This is a genomic window from Bifidobacterium sp. ESL0820 (assembly GCF_052606235.1).
The window spans coordinates 2,018,764-2,039,432 of sequence record NZ_CP199594.1; the positions used below are offsets into that span (position 1 = coordinate 2,018,764).

General features: G+C 62.4%; 28 protein-coding genes. All 28 read left to right on the forward strand.

What is annotated here, in order from left to right; genetic code table 11:
• The first annotated feature begins 1 nt into the window (after window position 1).
• The 28 genes from rplM to ACUIAH_RS08150 all read left to right on the forward strand — a co-directional run bounded on the left by rplM (window position 2) and on the right by ACUIAH_RS08150 (window position 20,446).
• The gene (gene rplM, locus ACUIAH_RS08015) at window positions 2-451 is read left to right on the forward strand and encodes a 50S ribosomal protein L13 (RefSeq protein ID WP_024626794.1); all 450 of its coding nucleotides are present in this window, start codon (window positions 2-4) and stop codon (window positions 449-451) included.
• Between the two features lie 20 nt (window positions 452-471).
• Entirely contained in the window at window positions 472-963 is a 492-nt protein-coding gene (gene rpsI, locus ACUIAH_RS08020; RefSeq protein ID WP_015022361.1) for a 30S ribosomal protein S9, read from the forward strand.
• 337 nt (window positions 964-1,300) lie between these two features.
• Complete coding sequence (gene adhE, locus ACUIAH_RS08025) at window positions 1,301-4,066, forward strand: bifunctional acetaldehyde-CoA/alcohol dehydrogenase (protein ID WP_445340925.1); 2,766 nt, start codon at window positions 1,301-1,303, stop codon at window positions 4,064-4,066.
• Window positions 4,067-4,352: 286 nt separating this feature from the next.
• Window positions 4,353-4,661 carry a 30S ribosomal protein S10 gene (gene rpsJ, locus ACUIAH_RS08030; protein WP_006295278.1) on the forward strand — a complete coding sequence of 103 codons (309 nt, stop codon included), beginning with the start codon at window positions 4,353-4,355 and terminating at the stop codon, window positions 4,659-4,661.
• A gap of 16 nt (window positions 4,662-4,677) precedes the next feature.
• Entirely contained in the window at window positions 4,678-5,331 is a 654-nt protein-coding gene (gene rplC, locus ACUIAH_RS08035; protein ID WP_015022359.1) for a 50S ribosomal protein L3, read from the forward strand.
• A gap of 4 nt (window positions 5,332-5,335) precedes the next feature.
• Window positions 5,336-6,010, forward strand: a complete 675-nt coding sequence (gene rplD, locus ACUIAH_RS08040) for a 50S ribosomal protein L4 (RefSeq protein WP_015022358.1) — start codon at window positions 5,336-5,338, stop codon at window positions 6,008-6,010.
• Window positions 6,011-6,015: 5 nt separating this feature from the next.
• Window positions 6,016-6,318, forward strand: coding sequence for a 50S ribosomal protein L23 (gene rplW, locus ACUIAH_RS08045; RefSeq protein WP_015022357.1), 303 nt, complete (start codon window positions 6,016-6,018; stop codon window positions 6,316-6,318).
• A 35-nt stretch (window positions 6,319-6,353) separates the two neighbouring features.
• Entirely contained in the window at window positions 6,354-7,184 is an 831-nt protein-coding gene (rplB, locus tag ACUIAH_RS08050) for a 50S ribosomal protein L2 (RefSeq protein ID WP_015022356.1), read from the forward strand.
• 15 nt (window positions 7,185-7,199) lie between these two features.
• Entirely contained in the window at window positions 7,200-7,478 is a 279-nt protein-coding gene (gene rpsS / locus ACUIAH_RS08055; RefSeq protein WP_015022355.1) for a 30S ribosomal protein S19, read from the forward strand.
• Window positions 7,479-7,499: 21 nt separating this feature from the next.
• Window positions 7,500-7,859 (forward strand): 50S ribosomal protein L22, encoded by a 360-nt coding sequence (gene rplV / locus ACUIAH_RS08060; RefSeq protein WP_045924817.1) that lies wholly within the window; start codon window positions 7,500-7,502, stop codon window positions 7,857-7,859.
• Window positions 7,859-8,704 carry a 30S ribosomal protein S3 gene (gene rpsC, locus ACUIAH_RS08065; protein WP_029678066.1) on the forward strand — a complete coding sequence of 282 codons (846 nt, stop codon included), beginning with the start codon at window positions 7,859-7,861 and terminating at the stop codon, window positions 8,702-8,704. The genes rplV and rpsC overlap by 1 nt, the downstream gene beginning before the upstream one ends.
• A 3-nt stretch (window positions 8,705-8,707) precedes the next feature.
• Window positions 8,708-9,127, forward strand: coding sequence for a 50S ribosomal protein L16 (gene rplP / locus ACUIAH_RS08070; protein WP_015022352.1), 420 nt, complete (start codon window positions 8,708-8,710; stop codon window positions 9,125-9,127).
• Window positions 9,127-9,390: a 50S ribosomal protein L29 gene (gene rpmC, locus ACUIAH_RS08075; protein ID WP_015022351.1), complete on the forward strand. Its 264-nt coding sequence runs from the start codon at window positions 9,127-9,129 to the stop codon at window positions 9,388-9,390. Before rplP ends, rpmC begins: the two co-directional genes overlap by 1 nt.
• Before the next feature lie 2 nt (window positions 9,391-9,392).
• Window positions 9,393-9,659: a 30S ribosomal protein S17 gene (gene rpsQ / locus ACUIAH_RS08080; RefSeq protein ID WP_015022350.1), complete on the forward strand. Its 267-nt coding sequence runs from the start codon at window positions 9,393-9,395 to the stop codon at window positions 9,657-9,659.
• A 79-nt stretch (window positions 9,660-9,738) separates the two neighbouring features.
• Window positions 9,739-10,107, forward strand: coding sequence for a 50S ribosomal protein L14 (rplN, locus tag ACUIAH_RS08085; protein WP_015022349.1), 369 nt, complete (start codon window positions 9,739-9,741; stop codon window positions 10,105-10,107).
• Between the two features lies 1 nt (window position 10,108).
• On the forward strand, window positions 10,109-10,444 hold the full coding sequence (gene rplX / locus ACUIAH_RS08090; RefSeq protein ID WP_015022348.1) for a 50S ribosomal protein L24: 336 nt from the start codon (window positions 10,109-10,111) through the stop codon (window positions 10,442-10,444).
• The gene (rplE, locus tag ACUIAH_RS08095) at window positions 10,441-11,013 is read left to right on the forward strand and encodes a 50S ribosomal protein L5 (RefSeq protein ID WP_024626788.1); all 573 of its coding nucleotides are present in this window, start codon (window positions 10,441-10,443) and stop codon (window positions 11,011-11,013) included. The genes rplX and rplE overlap by 4 nt, the downstream gene beginning before the upstream one ends.
• 1 nt (window position 11,014) lies before the next feature.
• Window positions 11,015-11,200 (forward strand): type Z 30S ribosomal protein S14, encoded by a 186-nt coding sequence (locus ACUIAH_RS08100; protein ID WP_015022346.1) that lies wholly within the window; start codon window positions 11,015-11,017, stop codon window positions 11,198-11,200.
• Between the two features lie 80 nt (window positions 11,201-11,280).
• Window positions 11,281-11,679, forward strand: a complete 399-nt coding sequence (rpsH, locus tag ACUIAH_RS08105; RefSeq protein WP_024626787.1) for a 30S ribosomal protein S8 — start codon at window positions 11,281-11,283, stop codon at window positions 11,677-11,679.
• A gap of 16 nt (window positions 11,680-11,695) precedes the next feature.
• Window positions 11,696-12,235 carry a 50S ribosomal protein L6 gene (gene rplF, locus ACUIAH_RS08110; protein ID WP_045924816.1) on the forward strand — a complete coding sequence of 180 codons (540 nt, stop codon included), beginning with the start codon at window positions 11,696-11,698 and terminating at the stop codon, window positions 12,233-12,235.
• A gap of 1 nt (window position 12,236) precedes the next feature.
• Window positions 12,237-12,608 (forward strand): 50S ribosomal protein L18, encoded by a 372-nt coding sequence (gene rplR, locus ACUIAH_RS08115; protein ID WP_015022343.1) that lies wholly within the window; start codon window positions 12,237-12,239, stop codon window positions 12,606-12,608.
• The gene (gene rpsE, locus ACUIAH_RS08120) at window positions 12,605-13,366 is read left to right on the forward strand and encodes a 30S ribosomal protein S5 (protein WP_045924815.1); all 762 of its coding nucleotides are present in this window, start codon (window positions 12,605-12,607) and stop codon (window positions 13,364-13,366) included. The genes rplR and rpsE overlap by 4 nt, the downstream gene beginning before the upstream one ends.
• Entirely contained in the window at window positions 13,366-13,551 is a 186-nt protein-coding gene (gene rpmD, locus ACUIAH_RS08125) for a 50S ribosomal protein L30 (RefSeq protein ID WP_024626784.1), read from the forward strand. Before rpsE ends, rpmD begins: the two co-directional genes overlap by 1 nt.
• Window positions 13,552-13,553: 2 nt before the next feature.
• Window positions 13,554-14,018, forward strand: a complete 465-nt coding sequence (gene rplO / locus ACUIAH_RS08130; RefSeq protein ID WP_029676013.1) for a 50S ribosomal protein L15 — start codon at window positions 13,554-13,556, stop codon at window positions 14,016-14,018.
• Between the two features lie 185 nt (window positions 14,019-14,203).
• Window positions 14,204-15,532, forward strand: a complete 1,329-nt coding sequence (gene secY, locus ACUIAH_RS08135; RefSeq protein WP_024626782.1) for a preprotein translocase subunit SecY — start codon at window positions 14,204-14,206, stop codon at window positions 15,530-15,532.
• Between the two features lie 241 nt (window positions 15,533-15,773).
• Complete coding sequence (locus ACUIAH_RS08140; protein ID WP_445340926.1) at window positions 15,774-16,346, forward strand: adenylate kinase; 573 nt, start codon at window positions 15,774-15,776, stop codon at window positions 16,344-16,346.
• 289 nt (window positions 16,347-16,635) lie between these two features.
• The gene (locus tag ACUIAH_RS08145; protein ID WP_445340927.1) at window positions 16,636-18,441 is read left to right on the forward strand and encodes an ABC transporter ATP-binding protein; all 1,806 of its coding nucleotides are present in this window, start codon (window positions 16,636-16,638) and stop codon (window positions 18,439-18,441) included.
• On the forward strand, window positions 18,434-20,446 hold the full coding sequence (locus ACUIAH_RS08150) for an ABC transporter ATP-binding protein (protein WP_198199763.1): 2,013 nt from the start codon (window positions 18,434-18,436) through the stop codon (window positions 20,444-20,446). The genes ACUIAH_RS08145 and ACUIAH_RS08150 overlap by 8 nt, the downstream gene beginning before the upstream one ends.
• Window positions 20,447-20,669 lie beyond the last annotated feature (223 nt).

Here is a 20,669-nt window from a genome sequence, read left to right on the forward strand (position 1 = left end):
CGTGAAGACTTTCACCCCGAAACCAGCCGATCTGACACATGACTGGTATATCGTCGATGCCTCCGGTGTGGTGCTGGGGCGTCTGGCAGCCCAGGTGGCCGATCTGCTGCGCGGCAAGAACAAGCCCACCTATGCGCCATACGCCGACTCCGGCAACAACGTCATCGTCATCAACGCGTCCAAGATGGTGCTGACGGGCAACAAGAACGACAAGGTGCTCTACACCCACTCCGGCCGCCCTGGCGGTCTGCGTCGCGACTCCTACGGGCAGTTGATGGAGCACAACCCCGAGCGCATCATCACGACGGCGGTCAAGGGCATGCTGCCCAAGAACAAGCTGGCCAAGGTCCAGCTGACCAGGCTGCGGGTCTTCGCAGGCGAGGAGCATCCTCACACCTCGCAGCAGCCCATTGAGTACAAGATCCATCAGGTCGCCCAGCAGGCCAAGTAGGACCAGAGGAGATAATCACCATGGCTGACAACAACAACAGCTCCGCGGTTCTTGAGGCCGAGGAGACCAGCGCTTCCTACACTTCCGAGACCAACGCCGGCGCAGGCACCGGCACCTCCGCCATCGAGCCGGGCTACGGCACCGGCCGCCGCAAGGAGGCAGTCGCCCGCGTCCGTCTGATTCCGGGCTCTGGCAAGTGGAGCATCAACGGACACACCCTGGAGGAGTACTTCCCCAGCAAGCTGCACCAGCGCGAGGTCAACTCGCCTATCGTGCTGCTCAAGCTTGAGAACAAATTCGACGTGGTTGTGCGCGTCGAGGGCGGCGGTGTGACCGGCCAGGCCGGCGCAGTCCGTCTGGGCGTAGCACGCGCCCTGAACGCCATCGACCGGGACGCCAACCGTCCTGCCCTGAAGAAGGCCGGATTCCTGACCCGTGACGCCCGCGTGGTGGAGCGCAAGAAGGCCGGTCTGCACAAGGCCCGTCGCGCCCCGCAGTTCTCCAAGCGCTGACGTCTGCAGTTTCTTCCATCCCCGAGGTTCCCCCGGACCTTGGGGATTTTTCATGCCTGGATTCATGCCTGTTCATACCTGGACGGCCCAGTCTGAAGCGAACGGCAAAGTGCACGTTCGGGTGCGGAAAATGACCAGAAAAACCACGAATTCCCACACGACACGCTTCAAGCGAACGTTCGCTCATCCTGGGGCTCAATGGTGCCCCCTCTGGTCTATATTGTGACTTTCGTCACGTTATGACGGATGCCTTTCGTGGACCGGCGCGGTCTGAGACCGCCTCAGACTTTCTGCTGGCCCTCATCGGTATTCGCGGAACATGAGGAGGGCCAATATCTTGGCTGGAACGCAGAAGCAGAAGCATGACCATCAAGTGAAGGAGCCGGCAGCTGGCAGGGAAGGCGGCCAGCCCGACAGCAGTGAGCTGGCCCGCAGGGAGGTTGATGCCCTGGTCGTCCGCGCGCAGTCGGCTTTACGCGCCTTTGAAGAGCTCGACCAGGAGCATGTCGATCGGATCGTGGCCAAGGCCTCGATCGCGGCCCTGAACAAGCACCTTCCCCTGGCGCAGATGGCCGTGGAGGAGACCGGGCGCGGCCTGGTGGAGGACAAGGCCACCAAGAACATCTTCGCCTGCGAGCATGTGACCAATTACCTGGCCAAGCAGCGCACCGTGGGCATCATCAACGAAAACGACGTGGACGGCATCATCGAGGTGGCCGAGCCGGTGGGAGTCGTAGCCGGCGTGACCCCGGTGACCAATCCCACCTCGACTGCCATCTTCAAGTCGCTGCTGGCTTTGAAGACCCGCTGTCCCATCGTCTTCGGATTCCACCCATACGCCCAGCGCTGCTCGGTGGAGGCGGCCCGGATCGTCCGCGACGCAGCCATCGAGGCGGGCGCTCCGCACGATTGCATCCAGTGGATCGAGCACCCCTCAGTCGAGGCCACCGGCGCGCTCATGCAGCACCCCGGCGTGGCCACCATACTGGCCACCGGCGGTCCTGGCATGGTCAAGGCCGCCTACTCTTCGGGCAAGCCTGCCCTGGGTGTAGGAGCCGGCAATGCTCCGGCATATGTGGATCGCAGGGTCAACGTTCCCCGGGCCGTCAACGACCTGATCCTGTCCAAGCATTTCGACTACGGCATGATCTGCGCCACGGAGCAGGCCATCATCGCCCATCAGGATGTGCATGACCGGGTGATCGAGGAGATGAAGCGGCGCAAGGCTTACTTCGTCAATCCCGAGGAGAAGGCCAAGCTGGAGGAGTACATGTTCGGCGTGCGGGCCCATGCTGGTGACGACGCTCCCGCTCCCAGGCTCAACTCCGAGGTTCCGGGCAAGTCTCCACAGTTCATCGCCCGTCAAGCCGGGTTCGAGATCCCCGAGGACGCGACCATCCTGGCAGCCCAATGCGACCAGGTGGGCCCCGTGGAACCCCTGACCTTGGAGAAGCTGGCTCCGGTGCAGGCCGTGCTCAAGGCCCGCAACAAGGAAGAGGGCTTCGCCCTTTGCGAGCAGATGCTGCGCTACGGCGCCGGGCACACGGCAGCCATCCACACCGATGACGAGAGGCTGGTGCGCGAGTACGGGCAGCGCATGCACGCCTGCCGGATTGTCTGGAACCAGCCCAGCTCCCTGGGCGGCATCGGTGACATCTACAATGCCATCGCCCCCTCCCTGACCCTGGGCTGCGGTTCCTACGGCGGCAATTCCGTCTCGGGCAACGTCCAGGCGGTCAACCTGATCAACATCAAGCGGATCGCGCGGAGGAACAACAACATGCAGTGGTTCAAGGTGCCGGCCAAGACCTACTTCGAGCCCAACTCCGTCCGCTACCTGCGCGACATGTTCGGCATCCGCCGGGCCGTCATCGTATGCGACAAGGTCATGGAGCAGCTGGGGATCGTCGACAAGATCATCGATCAGCTGCGGGCCCGGCCCGAGCCGGTCACCTTCCGCATCATCGACTATGTAGAGCCCGAGCCCAGCGTTGAGACGGTGGAGCGCGGTGCGGCCATGATGCGCGAAGAGTTCGGCCCCGACACCATCATCGCCGTGGGCGGTGGCAGTCCCATGGACGCGGCCAAGATCATGTGGCTGCTCTATGAGCATCCGGAGATCTCCTTTGCCGATGTTCGCGAGAAGTTCTTCGACATCCGCAAGCGGGCCTTCAAGATTCCGCCCCTGGGCACCAAGGCCAGGCTGGTCTGCATTCCCACCTCCTCGGGCACGGGTTCGGAGGTCACCCCATTCGCGGTCATCACCGACCATAAGACCGGATACAAGTACCCCATCACCGACTACGCCCTGACCCCCAGCGTGGCCATCGTGGATCCGGTTCTGGCCCGCACCCAGCCCAAGCAGCTGGCCTGCGACTCGGGCTTCGATGCCCTGACCCACTGCATGGAGGCCTTCGTCTCGGTCTACGCCAATGACTACACCGACGCCATGGCCCTGCATGCGGCCAAGCTGATCTGGGACAACCTGGAGCCTGCCGTGGGCACCGCCGGCGGCGAGGCCAAGGTGCGGGCCCAGGAGAAGATGCACAATGCGGCGACCATGGCCGGCATGGCCTTCGGCTCGGCCTTCCTGGGCATGTGCCACGGCATGGCGCACACCATCGGAGCCCTCTGCCATGTGGCCCATGGGCGGGCCAACTCCATCCTCCTGCCCTATGTGATCCGCTACAACGGACGGGTCCCGGACGAGCCTACCAGCTGGCCCAAGTACAGCGAGTATGTGGCCCCGGAGCGCTACAGGCAGATGGCCCATGTGCTGGGCATCGAATCCGCTGCACCAGAGGAGGGCGTGGAGCTCCTGGCCCGTGCTGTGGAATCCTACAGGGACGAGCGCCTGGGCATGGATGCCTCCTTCCAGGCAGCCGGAGTGGACGAGGAGCTCTACTGGCAGTCCCTGGATCAGATCGGCATGCGCGCCTATGAGGACCAGTGCACGCCGGCCAACCCCCGCATTCCGCTGATTGAGGATATGAAGGACATCGCCGTGGCAGCCTACTACGGGGTCAGCCAGGAGGAGGGCCACCGGATGAGGGTTGCCCGCCAGGATGAGGATGTGGTCCAGGAGGCCTCCCAGCGGGCCTGACAGGGCCATAATCGAGTCGTGGGTTCCCCAGGAATCGGTGCGACACGCCCGGATTCTTCTAGGGGAACCCTCGTGCTTTAATAAGAAAGTTGCCTGTTTTGGGCTCGCATTTTGTCAATCACAATAGCGGGTGCAGCGAGGAGTCCCATCCCCACGGGATTCTCCACGGCTGCGCATGGATCCGGCTGAGGCCTGTCGGGAGGAATGTCTCCTTGCGGCCGTCGTTCCGTGCCCTCGAAACAGACTGGGTAATCAGTTCATAGATCGCTAGAAAGGGCGGACGGCAATGGCGGGACAGAAAATCCGCATCAGGCTAAAGTCCTATGACCATGAGGTCATCGACCAATCGGCGAAGAAGATCGTCGAGACGGTGACGAACGCGGGCGCAACTGTGGTTGGCCCCGTTCCGTTGCCGACTGAGAAGAACGTGTATGTCGTCATCCGTTCTCCTCATAAGTACAAGGACTCCCGCGAGCACTTCGAGATGCGCACCCACAAGCGCCTGATCGACATCGTGGATCCCACGCCCAAGGCTGTGGATTCGCTGATGCACATCGATCTGCCGGCGGACGTCAACATTGAGATCAAGCTGTAGGGGAGGAGGAAACCGCATGGCTGAAGAGCAGAGGAACCGCAAGGCTCTCCTGGGCCGCAAGCTGGGCATGTCCCAGGTCTGGGACGAGAACGGCTTCTTCGTCCCGGTGACCCTGGTGGACGTGTCCACCAACGTGGTGACCGCGGTCAAGAACCAGGAGAAGGACGGCTACCAGGCCATCCAGATCGGCTACGGGCAGATCGACCCCACCAAGGTGACCAAGCCGCTGGCTGGCCACTTCGCCAAGGCCGGAGTGACCCCGCGTCGTCACCTGGTCGAGGTCCGCACCGCCGATGCCGACAGCTACCAGCCCGGCCAGGAGCTGGGCTTGGACCTGTTGCCCGAGGGCAGCGAGGTCGATGTGACCGGCACCACCAAGGGCAAGGGCTTTGCCGGCACCATCAAGCGCTGGGGCTTCAAGTCCTACCGCCGCACCCACGGCTCGCACAAGAACGAGCGCCGCCCCGGTTCAGTGGGCGCCTGCGCAACGCCCAGCCGCATCCTTAAGGGCAAGCGGATGGCCGGCCGCATGGGTCATGACACCTCGACCGTCCAGAACCTGACCATCGTCTCCGCAGATGCCGAGAAGGGCGTCATCGCCATCAAGGGTGCCCTGCCCGGGCCCCGCGGCGCCATCGTCCTGGTTCGTTCGGCAGTGAAGGGAGCCTGAAACCATGGCTAAGTTGACTCTGAACATCACCGACGCCCAGGGCAAGAACACCGGGACCGTGGATGCGCCCGAGCAGATCTTCGGCATTGCCGAGGAGGATGTCCGCTCGCATGTGCCGCTGATCCATCAGGTGGTCGTCGCCCAGCTGGCTGCTGCCCGCCAGGGCACGCACTCGGTCAAGACCCGGTCCACCGTCTCCGGCGGCGGCCGCAAGCCTTGGAAGCAGAAGGGCACCGGTCGTGCTCGTCAGGGCTCCATCCGCGCTCCCCAGTGGACCGGTGGCGCCATTGTCCACGGCCCCCAGCCGCGCGACTACTCCCAGCGCACCCCCAAGAAGATGAAGGCCGCAGCCCTGCGCTACGTCCTGTCCGACCGGGTCAACGCCGGACGCGTGCACGTGGTCGATTTCGGCATTGGCGAGACCCCGTCCACCAAGGCCGCCAAGGCAGCCCTGCTGCCCCTGGTCGACAACAGATTCACCACCGTCGTGCTGTCCCGTGAGAACATCAACGAGTGGCTCTCCGTCAGGAACCTGCCCACCGTCCATGTCCTCTTCGCCGATCAGCTCAACACCTACGATGTGGTCACGGCCGAGGATGTCGTCTTCAGCAAGGATGGCTTCGACGCCTTCCTGGCTGTCAAGGGCGGCGCCAAGTCCGAGACCGTCAAGGAGGCCTGATTTTCATGGCAGCTATTCACAAGCCAGCGCACGACATCATTCTGCGTCCGGTCGTCTCCGAGAAGAGCTACGCCAACTCGGACCGCGGCCAGTACACATTCGTGGTGGATCCTGATGCCAACAAGGTCGCCATCAAGCAGGCCATCGAGCAGATCTTCAACGTGAAGGTCACATCGGTCAACACCCTCAATCGTCAGGGCAAGCGGACCCGGACCCGTACGGGCTGGGGTCGCCGCGCCGCCGAGAAGCGCGCCATCGTCAAGGTGGCCGAGGGCCAGTCGATCGATGTCTTCGGTACCAACAACTGAAGGCTAGCCGAGAAAAGTTAAGGAAGAACTAGATTATGGCTATCCGTACATACAAGCCGACGACCGCGGGCCGTCGCAACGCCTCGGTTTCGGACTTCGCCGAAATCACGCGCTCCAAGCCCGAGAAGTCGCTGGTTCGCAAGCTGAGCAAGACCGGCGGACGCAACTCCTATGGCCGCGTCACCAGCCGCCACCGCGGCGGCGGGCACAAGCGCCAGTACCGTCTCATCGACTTCCGCCGCTGGGACAAGGACGGCGTGCCAGCCAAGGTGGCTGAGATCGAATACGATCCCAACCGTTCGGCCCGCATTGCCCTTCTGCACTTCGCAGACGGCGAGAAGCGCTATATCATCGCCCCGCAGGGCATCAAGCAGGGTGACGTCATCGAGACCGGCCCCCAGGCCGATATCAAGCCTGGCAACAACCTGCCTCTGCGCAACATCCCGACCGGCACCATCGTCCACGCCATTGAGCTGCGGCCCCTGGGCGGCGCCAAGATCGCCCGCTCGGCTGGTGCTGCCGTCCAGCTGGTGGCCAAGGACGGGGCCTACGCCCAGCTGCGTATGCCCTCCGGCGAGATCCGCAACGTCGACTCCCGTTGCCGTGCAACCGTGGGCGAGGTCGGCAACAACGACCACGCCAACGTCCAGCTCGGCAAGGCAGGACGTGCCCGCTGGATGGGACGCAGGCCCATCACCCGCGGTGAATCCATGAACCCGGTCGACCACCCGCATGGCGGACGCACTCGTGGCGGCAAGCCGCCAGTGTCTCCCTGGGGCAAGGGCGAGGTCCGCACCCGCAGGCCCAAGAAGGCCTCCAACAAGATGATCGTGCGTCGTCGTCCAAATGGTAAGAACCGCAAGTAAGGGAGTGTCGGAAAGATGACTCGTAGCATCAAGAAGGGCCCATTCGTCGACGCCCACTTGCAGAAGAAAGTCGACGAGCAGAACGAGAAGGGCACCAAGAACGTCATCAAGACCTGGTCCCGTCGTTCCATGATCACCCCGGACTTCATCGGGCACACTTTCGCTGTGCACGATGGCCGCAAGCATGTCCCGGTCTTCGTCACCGAGGCCATGGTCGGCCATAAGCTCGGCGAATTCGCCCCCACCAGGACCTTCCGGGGTCACGTGAAGGACGACAAGAAAGCACGCCGCTGAGGCGAGGGAGAGTAGAGACACATGGAAGCTAAGGCAATTGCACGTCACGTTCGCGTGACGCCTCGCAAGGCTCGCCGCGTCGTCGACCTCATCCGAGGCAAGCAGGCGACCGAGGCCGTGACCATTCTGAAGTTCGCCCCCCAGGACGCGGCCGTTCCGGTCCGCAAGTGCCTGGAGAGCGCCATCGCCAACGCGCGTGTCAAGGCGGACAAGGCCAACCAGCCCTTCCGCGAGAACGAGCTGATGGTTCGTGAGACCTACGTGGACGAGGGCACCACCCTGAGGCGGTTCCGCGCCCGCGCCCAAGGTCGTGCGGCCCGCATCAACAAGCGGACCAGCCACATCACCGTCGTGGTGGCCGACAAGGAAGGAGCCCGATAATGGGGCAGAAGATCAACCCGTTTGGGTACCGACTCGGCATCACCGAGGAGCACCGCAGCAAGTGGTACTCCGACTCCAACAAGGCGGGGGAGCGTTACAGCGACTTCGTTCTTGAGGACGACAAGATCCGCAAGGAGATGAACAAGGATCTGGAACGCGCAGGCGTCTCCAAGATCGTCATCGAGCGGACCCGCGACCGTGTGCGCGTCGACATCCACACCGCCCGGCCGGGCATCGTCATCGGCCGTCGCGGCGCCGAGGCCGAGCGCGTGCGCGCCAAGCTGGAGAAGATCACCGGCAAGCAGGTCCAGCTGAACATCTTCGAGGTCAAGAACGCCTCCATCGATGCCCAGCTTGTTGCTCAGGGCATCGCCGAGCAGCTGACCAACCGCGTCACCTTCCGCCGGGCCATGCGCAAGGCTCAGCAGGATGCCATGCGGGCCGGCGCCAAGGGCATCAGGATCAAGCTGTCCGGCCGCCTGGGCGGAGCCGAGATGAGCCGTTCGGAGTTCTACCGCGAGGGTCGTGTGCCCCTGCAGACGCTCCGCGCCCTGATCGATTACGGCTTCTTCGAGGCCAGGACCACCTACGGCCGCATCGGCGTCAAGGTCTGGATCTACAAGGGCGACATGACCGAGCGTCAGTTCGAGGAGCAGCAGGCTCAGCAGAACAACCGCCCCGGTCGTCGTGGCGATCGTCGTCCCCGTCGTGGCGTCCGTCCCTCCGAGGGACGCACCCGCCGCGAGCAGGATGCAGCCAAGCAGAACAGCGGTGTGGCCGCGCCGCCGGCGGCGGCTCAGGAGCAGACCGCCTCGGCCCCCGTCGCAACCGAAGCAAAGGAGTGAGCCGTGCTTATCCCAAAGAGGACTAAATACCGCAAGCAGCATCGTCCGGGTCGTTCGGGCATGTCCAAGGGCGGCAACGAGATCGCTTTCGGCGATTACGGCATCCAGGCCCTGGCTCCGGCCTACCTGACCAACCGGCAGATCGAGGCGGCCCGTATCGCCATGACCCGGTACATCAAGCGTGGTGGCCGCGTCTGGATCACGGTCTTCCCGGATCGCCCCCTGACCAAGCACGCTCTGGGATCCCGAATGGGCTCCGGCAAGGGTGCGCCCGAGTTCTGGGTGGCCAACGTCCGTCCCGGCCGGGTGCTCTTCGAGATCGGCGGCGTGAGCGAGGATGTGGCCCGCGAGGCCCTTCGCCGCGCTACTGACAAGCTTCCCATGAAGTGCCGGATTATTGCACGTGAAGGCGGTGACATCTGATGTCAGTCGGAACAGCCGAATATTCCATCAAGAATCTGAATGAAAAGACCAATGCGGAGATCGAGGATTTCCTGAAGAAGTCCAAGGAAGAGCTGTTCAACCTGCGCTTCCAGTCGGCCACCGGTCAGCTGGAGAACACCTCCCGCCTCAAGGCCGTCAAGCACGACATCGCCAGGATGTACACCGTCCTGCGTGAGCGCGAGCTGGGCATCAGCCAGGAGCCCGCCGAAGCAAAGGCCGAGAGCAAAGCTGAGGAGAAGTAAGCATGGCTGACAAGCAGGAGCGCAACTTCCGCAAGGTTCGCAGCGGCTACGTCGTGTCCGACAAGATGGACAAGACCATCACCGTAGAGCTGGAGCAGCGTTCGACCCACCCCCTGTACGGCAAGGTCGTCCGCAGCAACCGCAAGGTCAAGGCCCATGATGAGAAGAACGAGGCCCATGTGGGCGACTTCGTGAGTATCATGGAGACCCGTCCTCTGAGCAAGACCAAGCGCTGGCGTCTCGACTCCATCGTCGAGCGCGCCAAGTAACAAGTTCGGCCAGGCTCCGCATTTCATCCCGCCCTGGTGCGGGGTGTCTGCGGAGAACCAGCGCGGCTAAGGAGAATCAATGATTCAGCAGGAATCGCGGCTTCAGGTCGCCGACAACACGGGTGCCAAGGAGATCCTGGCCATCCGCGTGCTCGGCGGGTCGAAGCGACGCTATGCCGGCATTGGCGATGTGATCGTCGCCACCGTCAAGGATGCCATTCCCGGCGGGTCGGTCAAGAAGGGCGAGGTCGTCAAGGCGGTCGTCGTCCGCACGGTCAAGGAGCACCGTCGTCATGACGGCTCTTACATCAAGTTCGACGAGAACGCGGCGGTCATCCTCGGCACCGGCCGTGAGCCCCGCGGCACTCGTATCTTCGGACCGGTCGGTCGTGAGCTGCGCGACAAGCGCTTCATGAAGATCGTGTCCCTGGCACCGGAGGTGATCTGAAGTGGTAGCCAAGATCAAGACAGGCGACCAGGTCAAGGTCATCCGCGGCAAGGATCGCGGCAAGGAGGGCAAGGTTCTGCGGATTCTGCCCAATGACCGTCTGATCGTCGAGGGTATTCAGATCGTCAAGAAGCATGTGCGCGCCACCCAGCAGGGTCAGGAGTCGGGCATCGTCCCGACCGAGGCGCCCATCCATCGCTCAAACGTGATGGTCATCGACCCGGAGACCAAGAAGCCGACTCGCATCGGCGTAAACATCAAGGAGGAGGCGCGTGACGGCAAGGTCAAGGTCGTGCGCACCCGCTTCGCCAAGAAGTCAGGCAAGGAGCTGTCATGAGCGATACCACCGTTGAAGCACCGGCAGTCCCTCGTTTGCTGCAGCAGTACCGCGAGAGCATCGTGCCCGAGCTGGAGAAGGAGTTCAAGTTCTCCAACCCCATGCAGGTGCCCAGGATCGAGAAGGTCGTGGTCTCCATGGGCGTGGGGGCCGCGGCACGCGACTCCAAGCTGATCGAGGGTGCGGTCAAGGACCTGACGGCCATCACCGGCCAGAAGCCCAAGATCACCAAGGCCAAGAAGTCCGTGGCGCAGTTCCACCTGCGCGAGGGACAGGCCATCGGCGCCTTCGCCACCCTGCGCGGCGTGCGCATGTGGGAGTTCCTGGATCGCCTGCTGACCCTGGCTCTGCCCCGCATCCGCGACTTCCGCGGCATCAGCGACCGTCAGTTCGACGGCCAGGGCAACTACAACTTCGGTCTCACGGAGCAGTCCATGTTCCACGAGATCGATCCTGATCAGATCGATCACCAGCGTGGTATGGATATCACCGTGGTGACCTCCACCAAGAACGATCAGGAGGCCCGGGCGCTGCTCAAGCAGCTGGGCTTCCCCTTCAAGGAGAACTGATATGGCAAAAACCGCTCTGAGAAACAAGGCGGCACGCAAGCCGAAGTTCAAGGTGCGTGGCTACACGCGCTGCCAGGTCTGCGGTCGTCCCCATTCCGTCTATCGCAAGTTCGGCCTGTGCCGCATCTGCCTTCGCGAGAAGGCCCATCGCGGCGAGCTGCCGGGTGTGACGAAGTCCAGTTGGTAAAGATCGACGCTGAAGGTCCGCGGTCGCGGCAGTTTGCTGCCCGGCGGCGGAAACCACGGCGAGGAAGGGCATAAGCCCACATGACAATGACAGATCCCATCGCAGACATGCTGACACGTCTGCGTAATGCGAGTGCGGCCAAGCATGAAACAGTCGACATGCCGTACTCCAAGTTCAAGGCGAACATCGCGCAGATCCTCAAGCGCGAAGGCTTCATCGCCGATTACCGGGCCAAGGAAGCGCGCGTCGGGCAGGATCTGGAGATCACGCTCAAGTACGGTCCCGATGGACGTCAGTCCATTCAGGGCATCAAGCGCGTCTCCAAGCCCGGTCTGCGCCGCTACGCCAAGTCGGATTCCCTGCCCATGCCCCTGGGCGGTCTGGGAATCGCCATTATCTCGACCAGCTCGGGACTGATGACCCAGAAGGAATGCCTCGACAGGGGCATCGGCGGCGAAATCGTCGCCTACGTATGGTGAGAAAGGAGAGCTGAACATGGCATCGCATATTGGCAAGCTCCCCATCGCCGTTCCGGCAGGTGTGGAGGTGGCCTTCAATGGCCAGGAATTCACCGCCAAGGGTCCCAAGGGCTCCGACGGGTACACGCTGCCCGAGGGCATCACCGGCAAGGTCGAGGGCAATCAGATCATCATGACCCCCGCCGACGAGGACCGCACCACCAAGGCCAAGCATGGACTGAGCCGCTCCATTGTGGCATCCATGGTCGAGGGCGTCTCCAAGGGCTACAGCAAGCACCTGCAGATCGTCGGCACCGGCTACCGCGTGGTCGCCAAGGGCAAGTCCCTGGAGTTCTCGCTGGGCTACTCGCACACCATCACTGTCGACCCCCCGGAGGGCATCACCTTCGAGACGCCGAACGCCAACGAAGTGGTCGTCTCCGGCATCGACAAGCAGGCTGTCGGCCAGGCTGCGGCAAACATCCGCGCCCTGCGTGCACCCGAGCCTTACAAGGGCAAGGGCATCAAGTACGCCGACGAGCACATCCTGCGCAAGGCTGGAAAGGCTGGTAAGTGATATGACGGTCTCGATACTAGGCAAAGGCAAGAAGATCGCCCGTCTGCGCCGCCATGCCCGTCTGCGCAAGCACGTCTCCGGCACGGCAGAGCGTCCCCGTCTGGTGGTTACACGGACCAACCGCAACATGATCGCCCAGATCGTCGACGACACCAGGGGCGTCACCCTGGTCAGCGAGTCGACCATGGCTTCGGACTACGGCTCCTTCAAGGGCACCAAGACCGAGGCTGCCCGCAAGGTGGGCGAGCAGATCGCGGCCAAGGCCAAGAAGGCCGGCATCACCACCGTGGTCTTCGACCGTGGTGGCAACAAGTACCACGGAAGGGTCGCAGCGGTTGCGGAAGGCGCCCGTGAGGGAGGTTTGGCACTGTGAGCGACAACGAAACGACAAAGGAAACAACCCAGGTGACTGAAGATTCCACAAACGCTCAGTCCAGCCAGGGTGGCAGAAGAGACCGGAACGACCGGAACGATGATCGCCGCGGTGGTCGTCGTGGCGGTTCCCGTGACGGCCGCAGGGATGGTCGTCGTGGCCGTCGCGATCGCGACGACCGTGACGACATGCTCGACAGGGTCGTGACCATCAACCGTGTGTCCAAGGTCCACAAGGGCGGTCGAACCTTCAGCTTCGCGGCTCTGGTGGTCGTGGGCGACGGCAAGGGCACTGTGGGCGTTGGCTACGGCAAGTCCCGCGAGGTTCCGGCAGCCATCTCCAAGGGTCAGCTGGACGCTAAGAAGCACATGTTCACTGTTCCCCGCATCCGCGGCACTGTCACCCACCCGGTGATCGGCCACGATGCGGCCGGCACTGTCCTCCTGCGGCCTGCGGCCCCCGGAACCGGCGTTATCGCCGGCGGTCCGGTCCGCGCCGTCCTGGAGTGCGCCGGCATCACCGACATCCTGAGCAAGTCCATGGGATCGGCCACGGCCGTCAACATGGTGCGGGCCACTGTGGCTGCCCTGAAGCAGCTGGAGGAGCCCGAGGAGATCGCGGCACGCCGTGGTCTGCCTCTGGAGGAGGTCGCCCCCGACTCCCTCCTGCGCGCACGTGCCGCCGGCATCGCCGACGAGCGCAAGGAGCGCGAAGAGGCCAAGGCCAAGGCTGACGAGCAGTCGAAGGCAGGTGAGTGATGACCAAGCAGATCAAGATCACCCTGGTCAAGGGCGTGGCTCATGCCACCGACCGCCAGAAGGAGAACGTCAGGTCGCTGGGCCTTCACAAGATCGGCCAGACCGTCCTGCGTGAGGACACCCCCGTCTACCGGGGGATGGCCAACAAGGTCCGCCACCTGGTGAACGTAGAGGAGGCAGACTGATTATGGCCAGCGACAAGCAAGAGCCCACCATCCTGCAGATGCATGACCTGCGTCCGGCTCCGGGCGCCAAGCGCGACCGCATCCGTGTAGGTCGCGGTGAGGGGTCCAAGGGCAAGACCTCCGGTCGTGGCACCAAGGGCACCAAGGCACGCTATCAGGTCCGTCCGGGCTTTGAAGGCGGCCAGCTGCCCCTGTACATGCGGCTGCCCAAGCTGCGCGGGTTCAGGAGCCCCTTCAAGAAGGAGTACCAGGTGGTCAACCTGGGTGCCCTGGAAGGACTCTTCCCCAAGGGCGGCGAGGTCACCGTCGAGGATCTGGTCAACAAGGGAGCCGTTCGCAAGGGCCGCCCTGTCAAGGTCCTGGGTGACGGCGACGTCAAGGCCGCCTTCACCCTCAAGGGCGTCAAGGCCTCGGCCTCGGCCAGAAGCAAGATAGAAGCCGCAGGCGGGTCCGTCTCCGAGAACTGATACTCGCAGGGGACAGACCGCAAGGCAGATGATTCCGGCCCTCCCCGCTCCAAGCGGGCGGGGGCCGGAATTCGTTTCCGACCCGGTTGCCATCATGATTTGACGGAACCATCGGTTAAGCTGGTCGGAGCAAGAAGGTGCGATGCACCGAGACCAACGCGCGGTCGCGTAGGGAGGGAACTTAGGTGAGGACGTTAATCCAGGCCTTCAAGACCAAGGAGCTGAGGAAGAAAATCTTCTTCGTTCTTGGCATCATCATCATCTATCGCATTGGGTCGTTCATACCTACCCCAGGCGTGGATTATCCTTCCGTGCAGAAGTGCATCACCACGGCCGGCAATGAGGACTTCATCGGTCTGGTAAACCTGTTCTCCGGCGGAGCTCTGCTGCAGCTGTCCATCTTCGCACTGGGCATTATGCCCTACATCACCGCATCCATCGTGGTGCAGTTGCTGCGCGTGGTCATTCCCCGCTTCGAGGCTCTGCACAAGGAGGGTCAGTCCGGCGAGGCCAAGCTGACCGAATATACTAGGTATCTGACCATCGGTCTGGCCGTGCTGCAGTCCACGACCATTCTGGTCACAGCCCGCAACGGCGCGCTTTTCAACGGGGCCTGCCAGCAACAGGTCATTCCTGACAGCTCCGTTTGGAATCTGGTGGTCATGGTCCTGATCATGACCGGCGGCACCGGTCTGATCATGTGGATGGCCGAGTTGATCACCGACAAGGGCATCGGCAACGGCATGTCCGTCCTGATCTTCATCTCCATCTGCTCCGGCTTCCTGCCCCAGCTCTGGAACATCGGCTGGGGAACCAACGGCAAGAACGGCGACTGGGTCAAATTCGGCATTGTGGTGACCGTCCTGGTGGTCATCCTGATTCTGGTCGACTACGTGGAGCTGGCGCAGCGCCGCATTCCCGTCCAGTACACCCGTAGGATGATCGGCCGCAAGATGTACGGCGGGTCCTCCACCTATCTGCCGCTCAAGATCAATATGTCAGGCGTGATTCCCCCCATCTTCGCCTCCTCCATTCTGGCTATTCCCACCCTTATCGCCCAGTTCGGCAAGTCCGATCAGAACTGGGTCAAGTGGATCAACGCCAACATGGCCAATACGACCTCGGTCTGGTACATCGTGCTCTACTCGGTCATGATCGTCTTCTTCTGCTTCTTCTACACTTCAATCACTTTCAACCCTGACGAGACTGCCGACAACATGAAGGAGTACGGCGGCTTCATCCCGGGCATCAGGGCCGGACGGGCCACCAGCCGGTACCTGTCATATGTAATGAACCGGCTGAACACGGTGGGAGCAATCTACCTGCTCTTTGTGGCCCTGATTCCCACGGTGCTGATCATGCTGCTGAAGATCAACTCCAAGCTGCCTTTCGGCGGTACAACCATACTGATCATCGCCGGCGTCGGCCTGGACACCCTGCGTCAGGCCAGGGCGCAGACCGAGCAGTTCCAGTACACCGGCTTCCTGCTGGAGGGCGACCACAAGGAGGGCTGACCCTTCGGTCAAACATCTGCTGGTGGTATCAATCCAAACAGATTAAGGTCCGGCCCTGTCACTTGTTGGCATGGAGCCGGACCATTTTTGTGTCAGGCCTGTGCCAGGAAGACCGTTCGTGTGAGTTTGGGAGCGGAACCTGCTCTTGGACCGGGCAGCCGCTAGCATACGTTAAAGAGGGTCCTGCGCGGTTTGGTCCGCCTGGGACTGCAGACCAAGAACATCAAGCAAAGGACAGGGAATGGCACAGCGACTGTTGATCATGGGACCTCAAGGTGTAGGCAAGGGCACGCAGGCGGCCTTGCTCAGCAAGCATTACGGGATTCCGGCCATATCCACTGGTGACATTTTCCGCTACAACCTGAAGAACGGAACCGAGCTGGGCAAACAGGCCAAGTCCTACACCGACAAGGGCGAGCTGGTTCCAGACGAGCTGACCAACAAGATTGTCAAGGACCGCTTGGGCATGGATGATGCGGCCCAGGGCTGGATTCTGGACGGCTACCCCCGTTCGGCATCCCAGGTCGAGGCGCTGGACAAGATGCTCAAGGAGCTGGGCACTCCGCTGACGGCTGTGGTGGCCCTGGACGCCGACCATGACGTGCTCATGCAGCGCATCGCCAAGCGGGCCAAGGAGGAGGGGCGAGCAGACGATACCCCCGAGGCCATAGCCAAGCGGCTGGATATCTATGCCAAGGAGACTGCCCCCCTGCTGAATACCTATAAGTCCCGTGGCCTTCTGGTCGCAGTGGACGGCCGGGGCGAGGTCGACCAGATATCCAAGGAGATTGTCGCTCAGCTGGACAAGCGCTGATTCATAGCTTGTCAATTCATAGCTTGTCAGTCGAGAGGCCGGTCGCCGGCAAGACTCGCAGATAAGACGACCTGGAGCATAGAAGCTGCATGACCCCAAGGGGCGTGACAGCTTCTTTTTGTGCAGGGCGGAAAACCCGCGAGTCCGCCCAACTCTGGCGAACAGGATGATAGCCTTGGTGCATTCAGGCCCTCTTGCGAGGGATATTGCATGTCGGTGATCGGCCGTAAAAGATAGAGCAATCAGTACAGAAACAGAAGAGGTCCACTTGAAGGGGTCTACGGTATCCGTGGTCAGATCGGATAAGCAGGAACCAGCGCGTCCAAAGCACACCATCCGAACCATTCTGCGCTCCCTGCGCGAGTACCGGAAGGCCAGTTTTCTGGCTCCGGCTTTCGTCTTTTTGGAGAGCGTCCTTGAGATTGTGATCCCGACCATCATGGCCTCCCTGATTGACCAAGGGGTCTCGGGGAGGTCCATGCCGGCCATCTTCAAATTCGGGCTGATCCTGCTGGCCTGCTCGGCCGTCTCCCTGTTCTCCGGATTCATGTCCGGGCGGTATGCGGCCATCGCCTCTTCCGGCCTGGCCAAGAATGTCCGCAGCGATCTGTTCGCCAAGGTGCAGTCCTTCAGCTTCACCAACATCGACCGCTTCTCAACCGGGTCCATCATCACCAGGCTGACCACCGATGTGACCAACCTGCAGAATGCCTATCAGATGGTTATCAGAGTGGGGGTCAGGGCGCCGATCATGGTCATTGTGGCCTGGCTCTTTTCCTATAGGATTTCCAGACCCATATCCCTGGTCTTCCTGGTCGCCATCCCCATCCTGGGCTTCGGTCTGATCGGTCTGTCCCTGCTGGTTCATCCCATCTTCGAGCGGGTCTTCCACACCTACGACCACCTCAACAACGTGGTGGACGAGAACCTTCAGGGCATCAGAGTGGTCAAGTCCTACAACCGTGAGGACTACGAGGAGCGCAAATTCAACGGTATTTCCTCGGCCATCTACCGGGCCTTCTGCAAGGCCGAGCGGATCATGAGCCTGAACCCGGCATTGCTGAACTTCTGTATTTACGCCTCTCTGCTGGTCATATCCTGGATGGGCGCCTCCCAGATTGTGGCATCCGGGAACAATGCCGCCCTGGGGCTTACCACAGGAGATCTGACCGCCCTGGTCACCTATGCCATCCAGATCATGATGGCCATGAACATGGTCTCCATGATCGTGGTCATGGTCGTCATCTCCCAGGCCTCGGCCGAGCGCATCTGCCAGGTGCTCAACGAGGTCAGCACCGTGCATGATCCCGCCAAGCCGGTCACGAAGGTGGCCGACGGCTCCATCAGCTTCCAGGATGTGACCTTCCGCTACTCGGAGCGATCCGAACGTCCCGTTCTGAGCCACATCAACCTGCAGGTTCCCTCGGGCTCCACCCTGGGCATCGTGGGCGGGACCGGCTCCTCCAAGTCCAGCCTGGTCCAGCTCATCCCCCGTCTCTACGACGTGACAGAGGGGTCCCTCCAGGTGGGCGGCGTGGACGTGCGCCAGTACGACCTGACCGTCCTGCGCGACCAGGTGGCCATGGTGCTCCAGAAGAATGTCCTGTTCACCGGGACCATCGCCGAGAACCTGCGTTGGGGCAACCCTGAGGCCACGGACGAAGATCTGGCGCGCGCCTGCACCCTGGCCCAGGCCGACGATTTCGTACGGGAGTTTCCTGATGGCTATCAGACCTATCTGGACGAGGGCGGCACCAACCTTTCTGGCGGCCAGCGACAGCGTCTGTGCATAGCGCGGGCCCTGCTGAAGAAGCCCGACATTCTGATTCTGGACGACTCGACCAGCGCTGTGGATACCAAAACCGACCAGCTGATCCGCCGCGCCTTCAGCCAGGAAATCCCTGACACCACCAAGATCATCATCTCCCAGCGTCTGGCCTCTGTGGAGGACGCCGACATGATCGTGGTCCTGGAGGAGGGCAGGATTCTCGACAAGGGCACCCACCAGGAACTCCTGCGAACATGTCAGGAGTACCGATCCATCTATGAATCACAGACCAGGAACCAGAGCGAGGAGGACAAGGACCATGAGTGACGGATCATTCAAGGACCGCAAGCCCCGCCTGGACAAGGCCGCGCCGGGAACGACCCGTCGCATCCTGAGCTACCTGCTTGCCTACCGCTGGCAGCTGGCGGTGATCGTGGTCTGCATCATCATCAGCGCCGGGGCCCAGGCGGCATCGGCCTTCTTCCTCCAGCCGCTGATCGACCACTACATCCTGCCGCTGGTCGGGGCCGCCGACCCTGACTGGGGACCGCTGATGAGGACCTTGATCCTGATGGGCTGCCTCTATGCAGTAGGGACCTTCTGCTCCTGGTTCTGGAACTGGCTGATCGTCAAGGTGGAGCAGGGCACCCTGAAGACCATCCGCGACCAGATGTTCGCCCACCAGCAGGAGCTGCCCATCGGCTTCTTCGACACCCATGAGCATGGCGACACCATGAGCCGCTACACCAACGACACGGATACCCTCCGTCAGGCCATCTCCCAGTCCTTCCCGCAGATGGTCTCCTCGGTCCTGTCCGCCCTGGCAGCCCTGATCTCCATGCTCTGGCTTTCCATCCCCTTCACCGTCCTGACCCTGGTTTTCGCGGCGGTCCTTATTGTGGTGGTCCGGGTTCTGGTCACCCGAAGCGGCCGGTACTTCGTTCACCAGCAGCGCTATCTGGGCCAGGTGAACGCCTTTGTGGAAGAGGCCGTCAACGGGCAGAAGGTCATCAAGGTCTTCAACCATGAGGATGCCACCGCCAAGGTCTTCGAGGAGAGGAACGAGGAGCTCTTCCAGGCCTCGGCCCAGGCCAACACCTACGGCAACGTCACCATGCCGGTCGTGGGCAACATGGGCTACCTGCTCTATGTCATCCTGGCCATCGTGGGCGGTCTGGCCGGCATCGCGGGCATGGGCAATGTAGGACTTACCGGGGCTGGGCCGCTGACCCTGGGAACCATCGTCTCCCTTCTGACCCTCTCCCGCTCCTTCATCAACCCCATCGGCCAGGTCTCCATGCAGTTCAACATGGTCATGATGGCCCTGGCAGGCGCCTCCCGGATCTTCGACCTGATGGACCAGCCCGTCGAGTCCGACCAGGGCACGGTCAGATTGGTCAGCGTCGAACTGGCCTCGGACGGCCGGACCATGACCCCAGTCGACCATGAGACAGGGCACTGGGCCTGGAAGCGCGAGGCGGATGACGACGGCAGGCGCTCGCTGGAGGCCGCCATGAAGCTTCCCGGCGATGCCCGTGATGTGGCCCTGAAGGCCAAGGATCAGGCCATCACCTCCCCGGATGGGCGATACACCCTCCTCCAGGGGGATGTGCGATTCACCGACGTCAGCTTCGGATACGACCCGGGCAAGCCTGTCCTGCACGACATCACCTGGTTCGCCAAGCCCGGGCAGAAGGTGGCGCTGGTCGGTGCCACTGGTGCCGGCAAGACCACGATCACCAACCTGATCAACCGCTTCTATGACATCCAGCAGGGCCAGATCCTCTATGACGGGATCGATGTGAGGAATATCCGCAAGCCTGACCTCCGCCGCTCCCTGGGCATCGTCCTTCAGGATGTCAACCTCTTCACAGGCACCGTCCTGGACAACATCCGCTACGGGCGCCTGGATGCCACGGACGAGGAGTGCATCGAGGCTGCCAGGATGACCAACGCCGACAGCTTCATCCGCATGCTTCCCCAGGGCTACCAGACCGTTCTTGAGGGGGATGGAAGCGGACTGTCCCAGGGTCAGCGGCAGCTGATCTCGATTGCCCGGGCGGCGGTGGCCGATCCTCCGGCCATGATCCTGGACGAAGCCACTTCCTCAATCGACACCAGGACCGAGGAGGTGGTCCAGCAGGGCATGGACGCATTGATGCGCGGCCGGACGGTCTTCGTGATCGCCCATAGGCTCTCCACGGTTCGCAACTCCGATGTGATCATGGTCCTGGACCACGGGCGGATCATCGAGCGCGGCAATCACGATGAGCTGATGACCAGACACGGCGAATACTACCAGCTCTACACCGGCGCCCTGGAACTGGAGTAGGGCTCTCCGGGATTGCCGAAGTCGGAGGAAGATGCCGAAAGGCTTGATCCGGCATTAAGTGAACGCCAGCCTAGGGGGTCGGTCCTTGACGGGCCGACCCCCCGCCCTCATGTGTATGCATCCGTTCATTTTCGCCAGTTGTCCCGAGCGCAGCAAGTGCTTTATCGGTTAAGCCGACATGGTAGCAATTTTTTAATATTTTCAAACAATTTATGCAGTTCTG

Bases quoted from the DNA above. Each gene is read 5' to 3' on its own strand.
- rpsI (WP_015022361.1), top strand. From the start codon at position 472: ATGGCTGACAACAACAACAGCTCCGCGGTTCTTGAGGCCGAGGAGACC.
- rpsJ (WP_006295278.1), top strand. From the start codon at position 4,353: ATGGCGGGACAGAAAATCCGCATCAGGCTAAAGTCCTATGACCATGAG.
- rplC (WP_015022359.1), top strand. From the start codon at position 4,678: ATGGCTGAAGAGCAGAGGAACCGCAAGGCTCTCCTGGGCCGCAAGCTG.
- rplD (WP_015022358.1), top strand. From the start codon at position 5,336: ATGGCTAAGTTGACTCTGAACATCACCGACGCCCAGGGCAAGAACACC.
- rplW (WP_015022357.1), top strand. From the start codon at position 6,016: ATGGCAGCTATTCACAAGCCAGCGCACGACATCATTCTGCGTCCGGTC.
- rplB (WP_015022356.1), top strand. From the start codon at position 6,354: ATGGCTATCCGTACATACAAGCCGACGACCGCGGGCCGTCGCAACGCC.
- rpsS (WP_015022355.1), top strand. From the start codon at position 7,200: ATGACTCGTAGCATCAAGAAGGGCCCATTCGTCGACGCCCACTTGCAG.
- rplV (WP_045924817.1), top strand. From the start codon at position 7,500: ATGGAAGCTAAGGCAATTGCACGTCACGTTCGCGTGACGCCTCGCAAG.
- rpsC (WP_029678066.1), top strand. From the start codon at position 7,859: ATGGGGCAGAAGATCAACCCGTTTGGGTACCGACTCGGCATCACCGAG.
- rpmC (WP_015022351.1), top strand. From the start codon at position 9,127: ATGTCAGTCGGAACAGCCGAATATTCCATCAAGAATCTGAATGAAAAG.
- rpsQ (WP_015022350.1), top strand. From the start codon at position 9,393: ATGGCTGACAAGCAGGAGCGCAACTTCCGCAAGGTTCGCAGCGGCTAC.
- rplN (WP_015022349.1), top strand. From the start codon at position 9,739: ATGATTCAGCAGGAATCGCGGCTTCAGGTCGCCGACAACACGGGTGCC.
- rplE (WP_024626788.1), top strand. From the start codon at position 10,441: ATGAGCGATACCACCGTTGAAGCACCGGCAGTCCCTCGTTTGCTGCAG.
- ACUIAH_RS08100 (WP_015022346.1), top strand. From the start codon at position 11,015: ATGGCAAAAACCGCTCTGAGAAACAAGGCGGCACGCAAGCCGAAGTTC.
- rpsH (WP_024626787.1), top strand. From the start codon at position 11,281: ATGACAATGACAGATCCCATCGCAGACATGCTGACACGTCTGCGTAAT.
- rplF (WP_045924816.1), top strand. From the start codon at position 11,696: ATGGCATCGCATATTGGCAAGCTCCCCATCGCCGTTCCGGCAGGTGTG.
- rplR (WP_015022343.1), top strand. From the start codon at position 12,237: ATGACGGTCTCGATACTAGGCAAAGGCAAGAAGATCGCCCGTCTGCGC.
- rpmD (WP_024626784.1), top strand. From the start codon at position 13,366: ATGACCAAGCAGATCAAGATCACCCTGGTCAAGGGCGTGGCTCATGCC.
- rplO (WP_029676013.1), top strand. From the start codon at position 13,554: ATGGCCAGCGACAAGCAAGAGCCCACCATCCTGCAGATGCATGACCTG.
- ACUIAH_RS08140 (WP_445340926.1), top strand. From the start codon at position 15,774: ATGGCACAGCGACTGTTGATCATGGGACCTCAAGGTGTAGGCAAGGGC.
- ACUIAH_RS08150 (WP_198199763.1), top strand. From the start codon at position 18,434: ATGAGTGACGGATCATTCAAGGACCGCAAGCCCCGCCTGGACAAGGCC.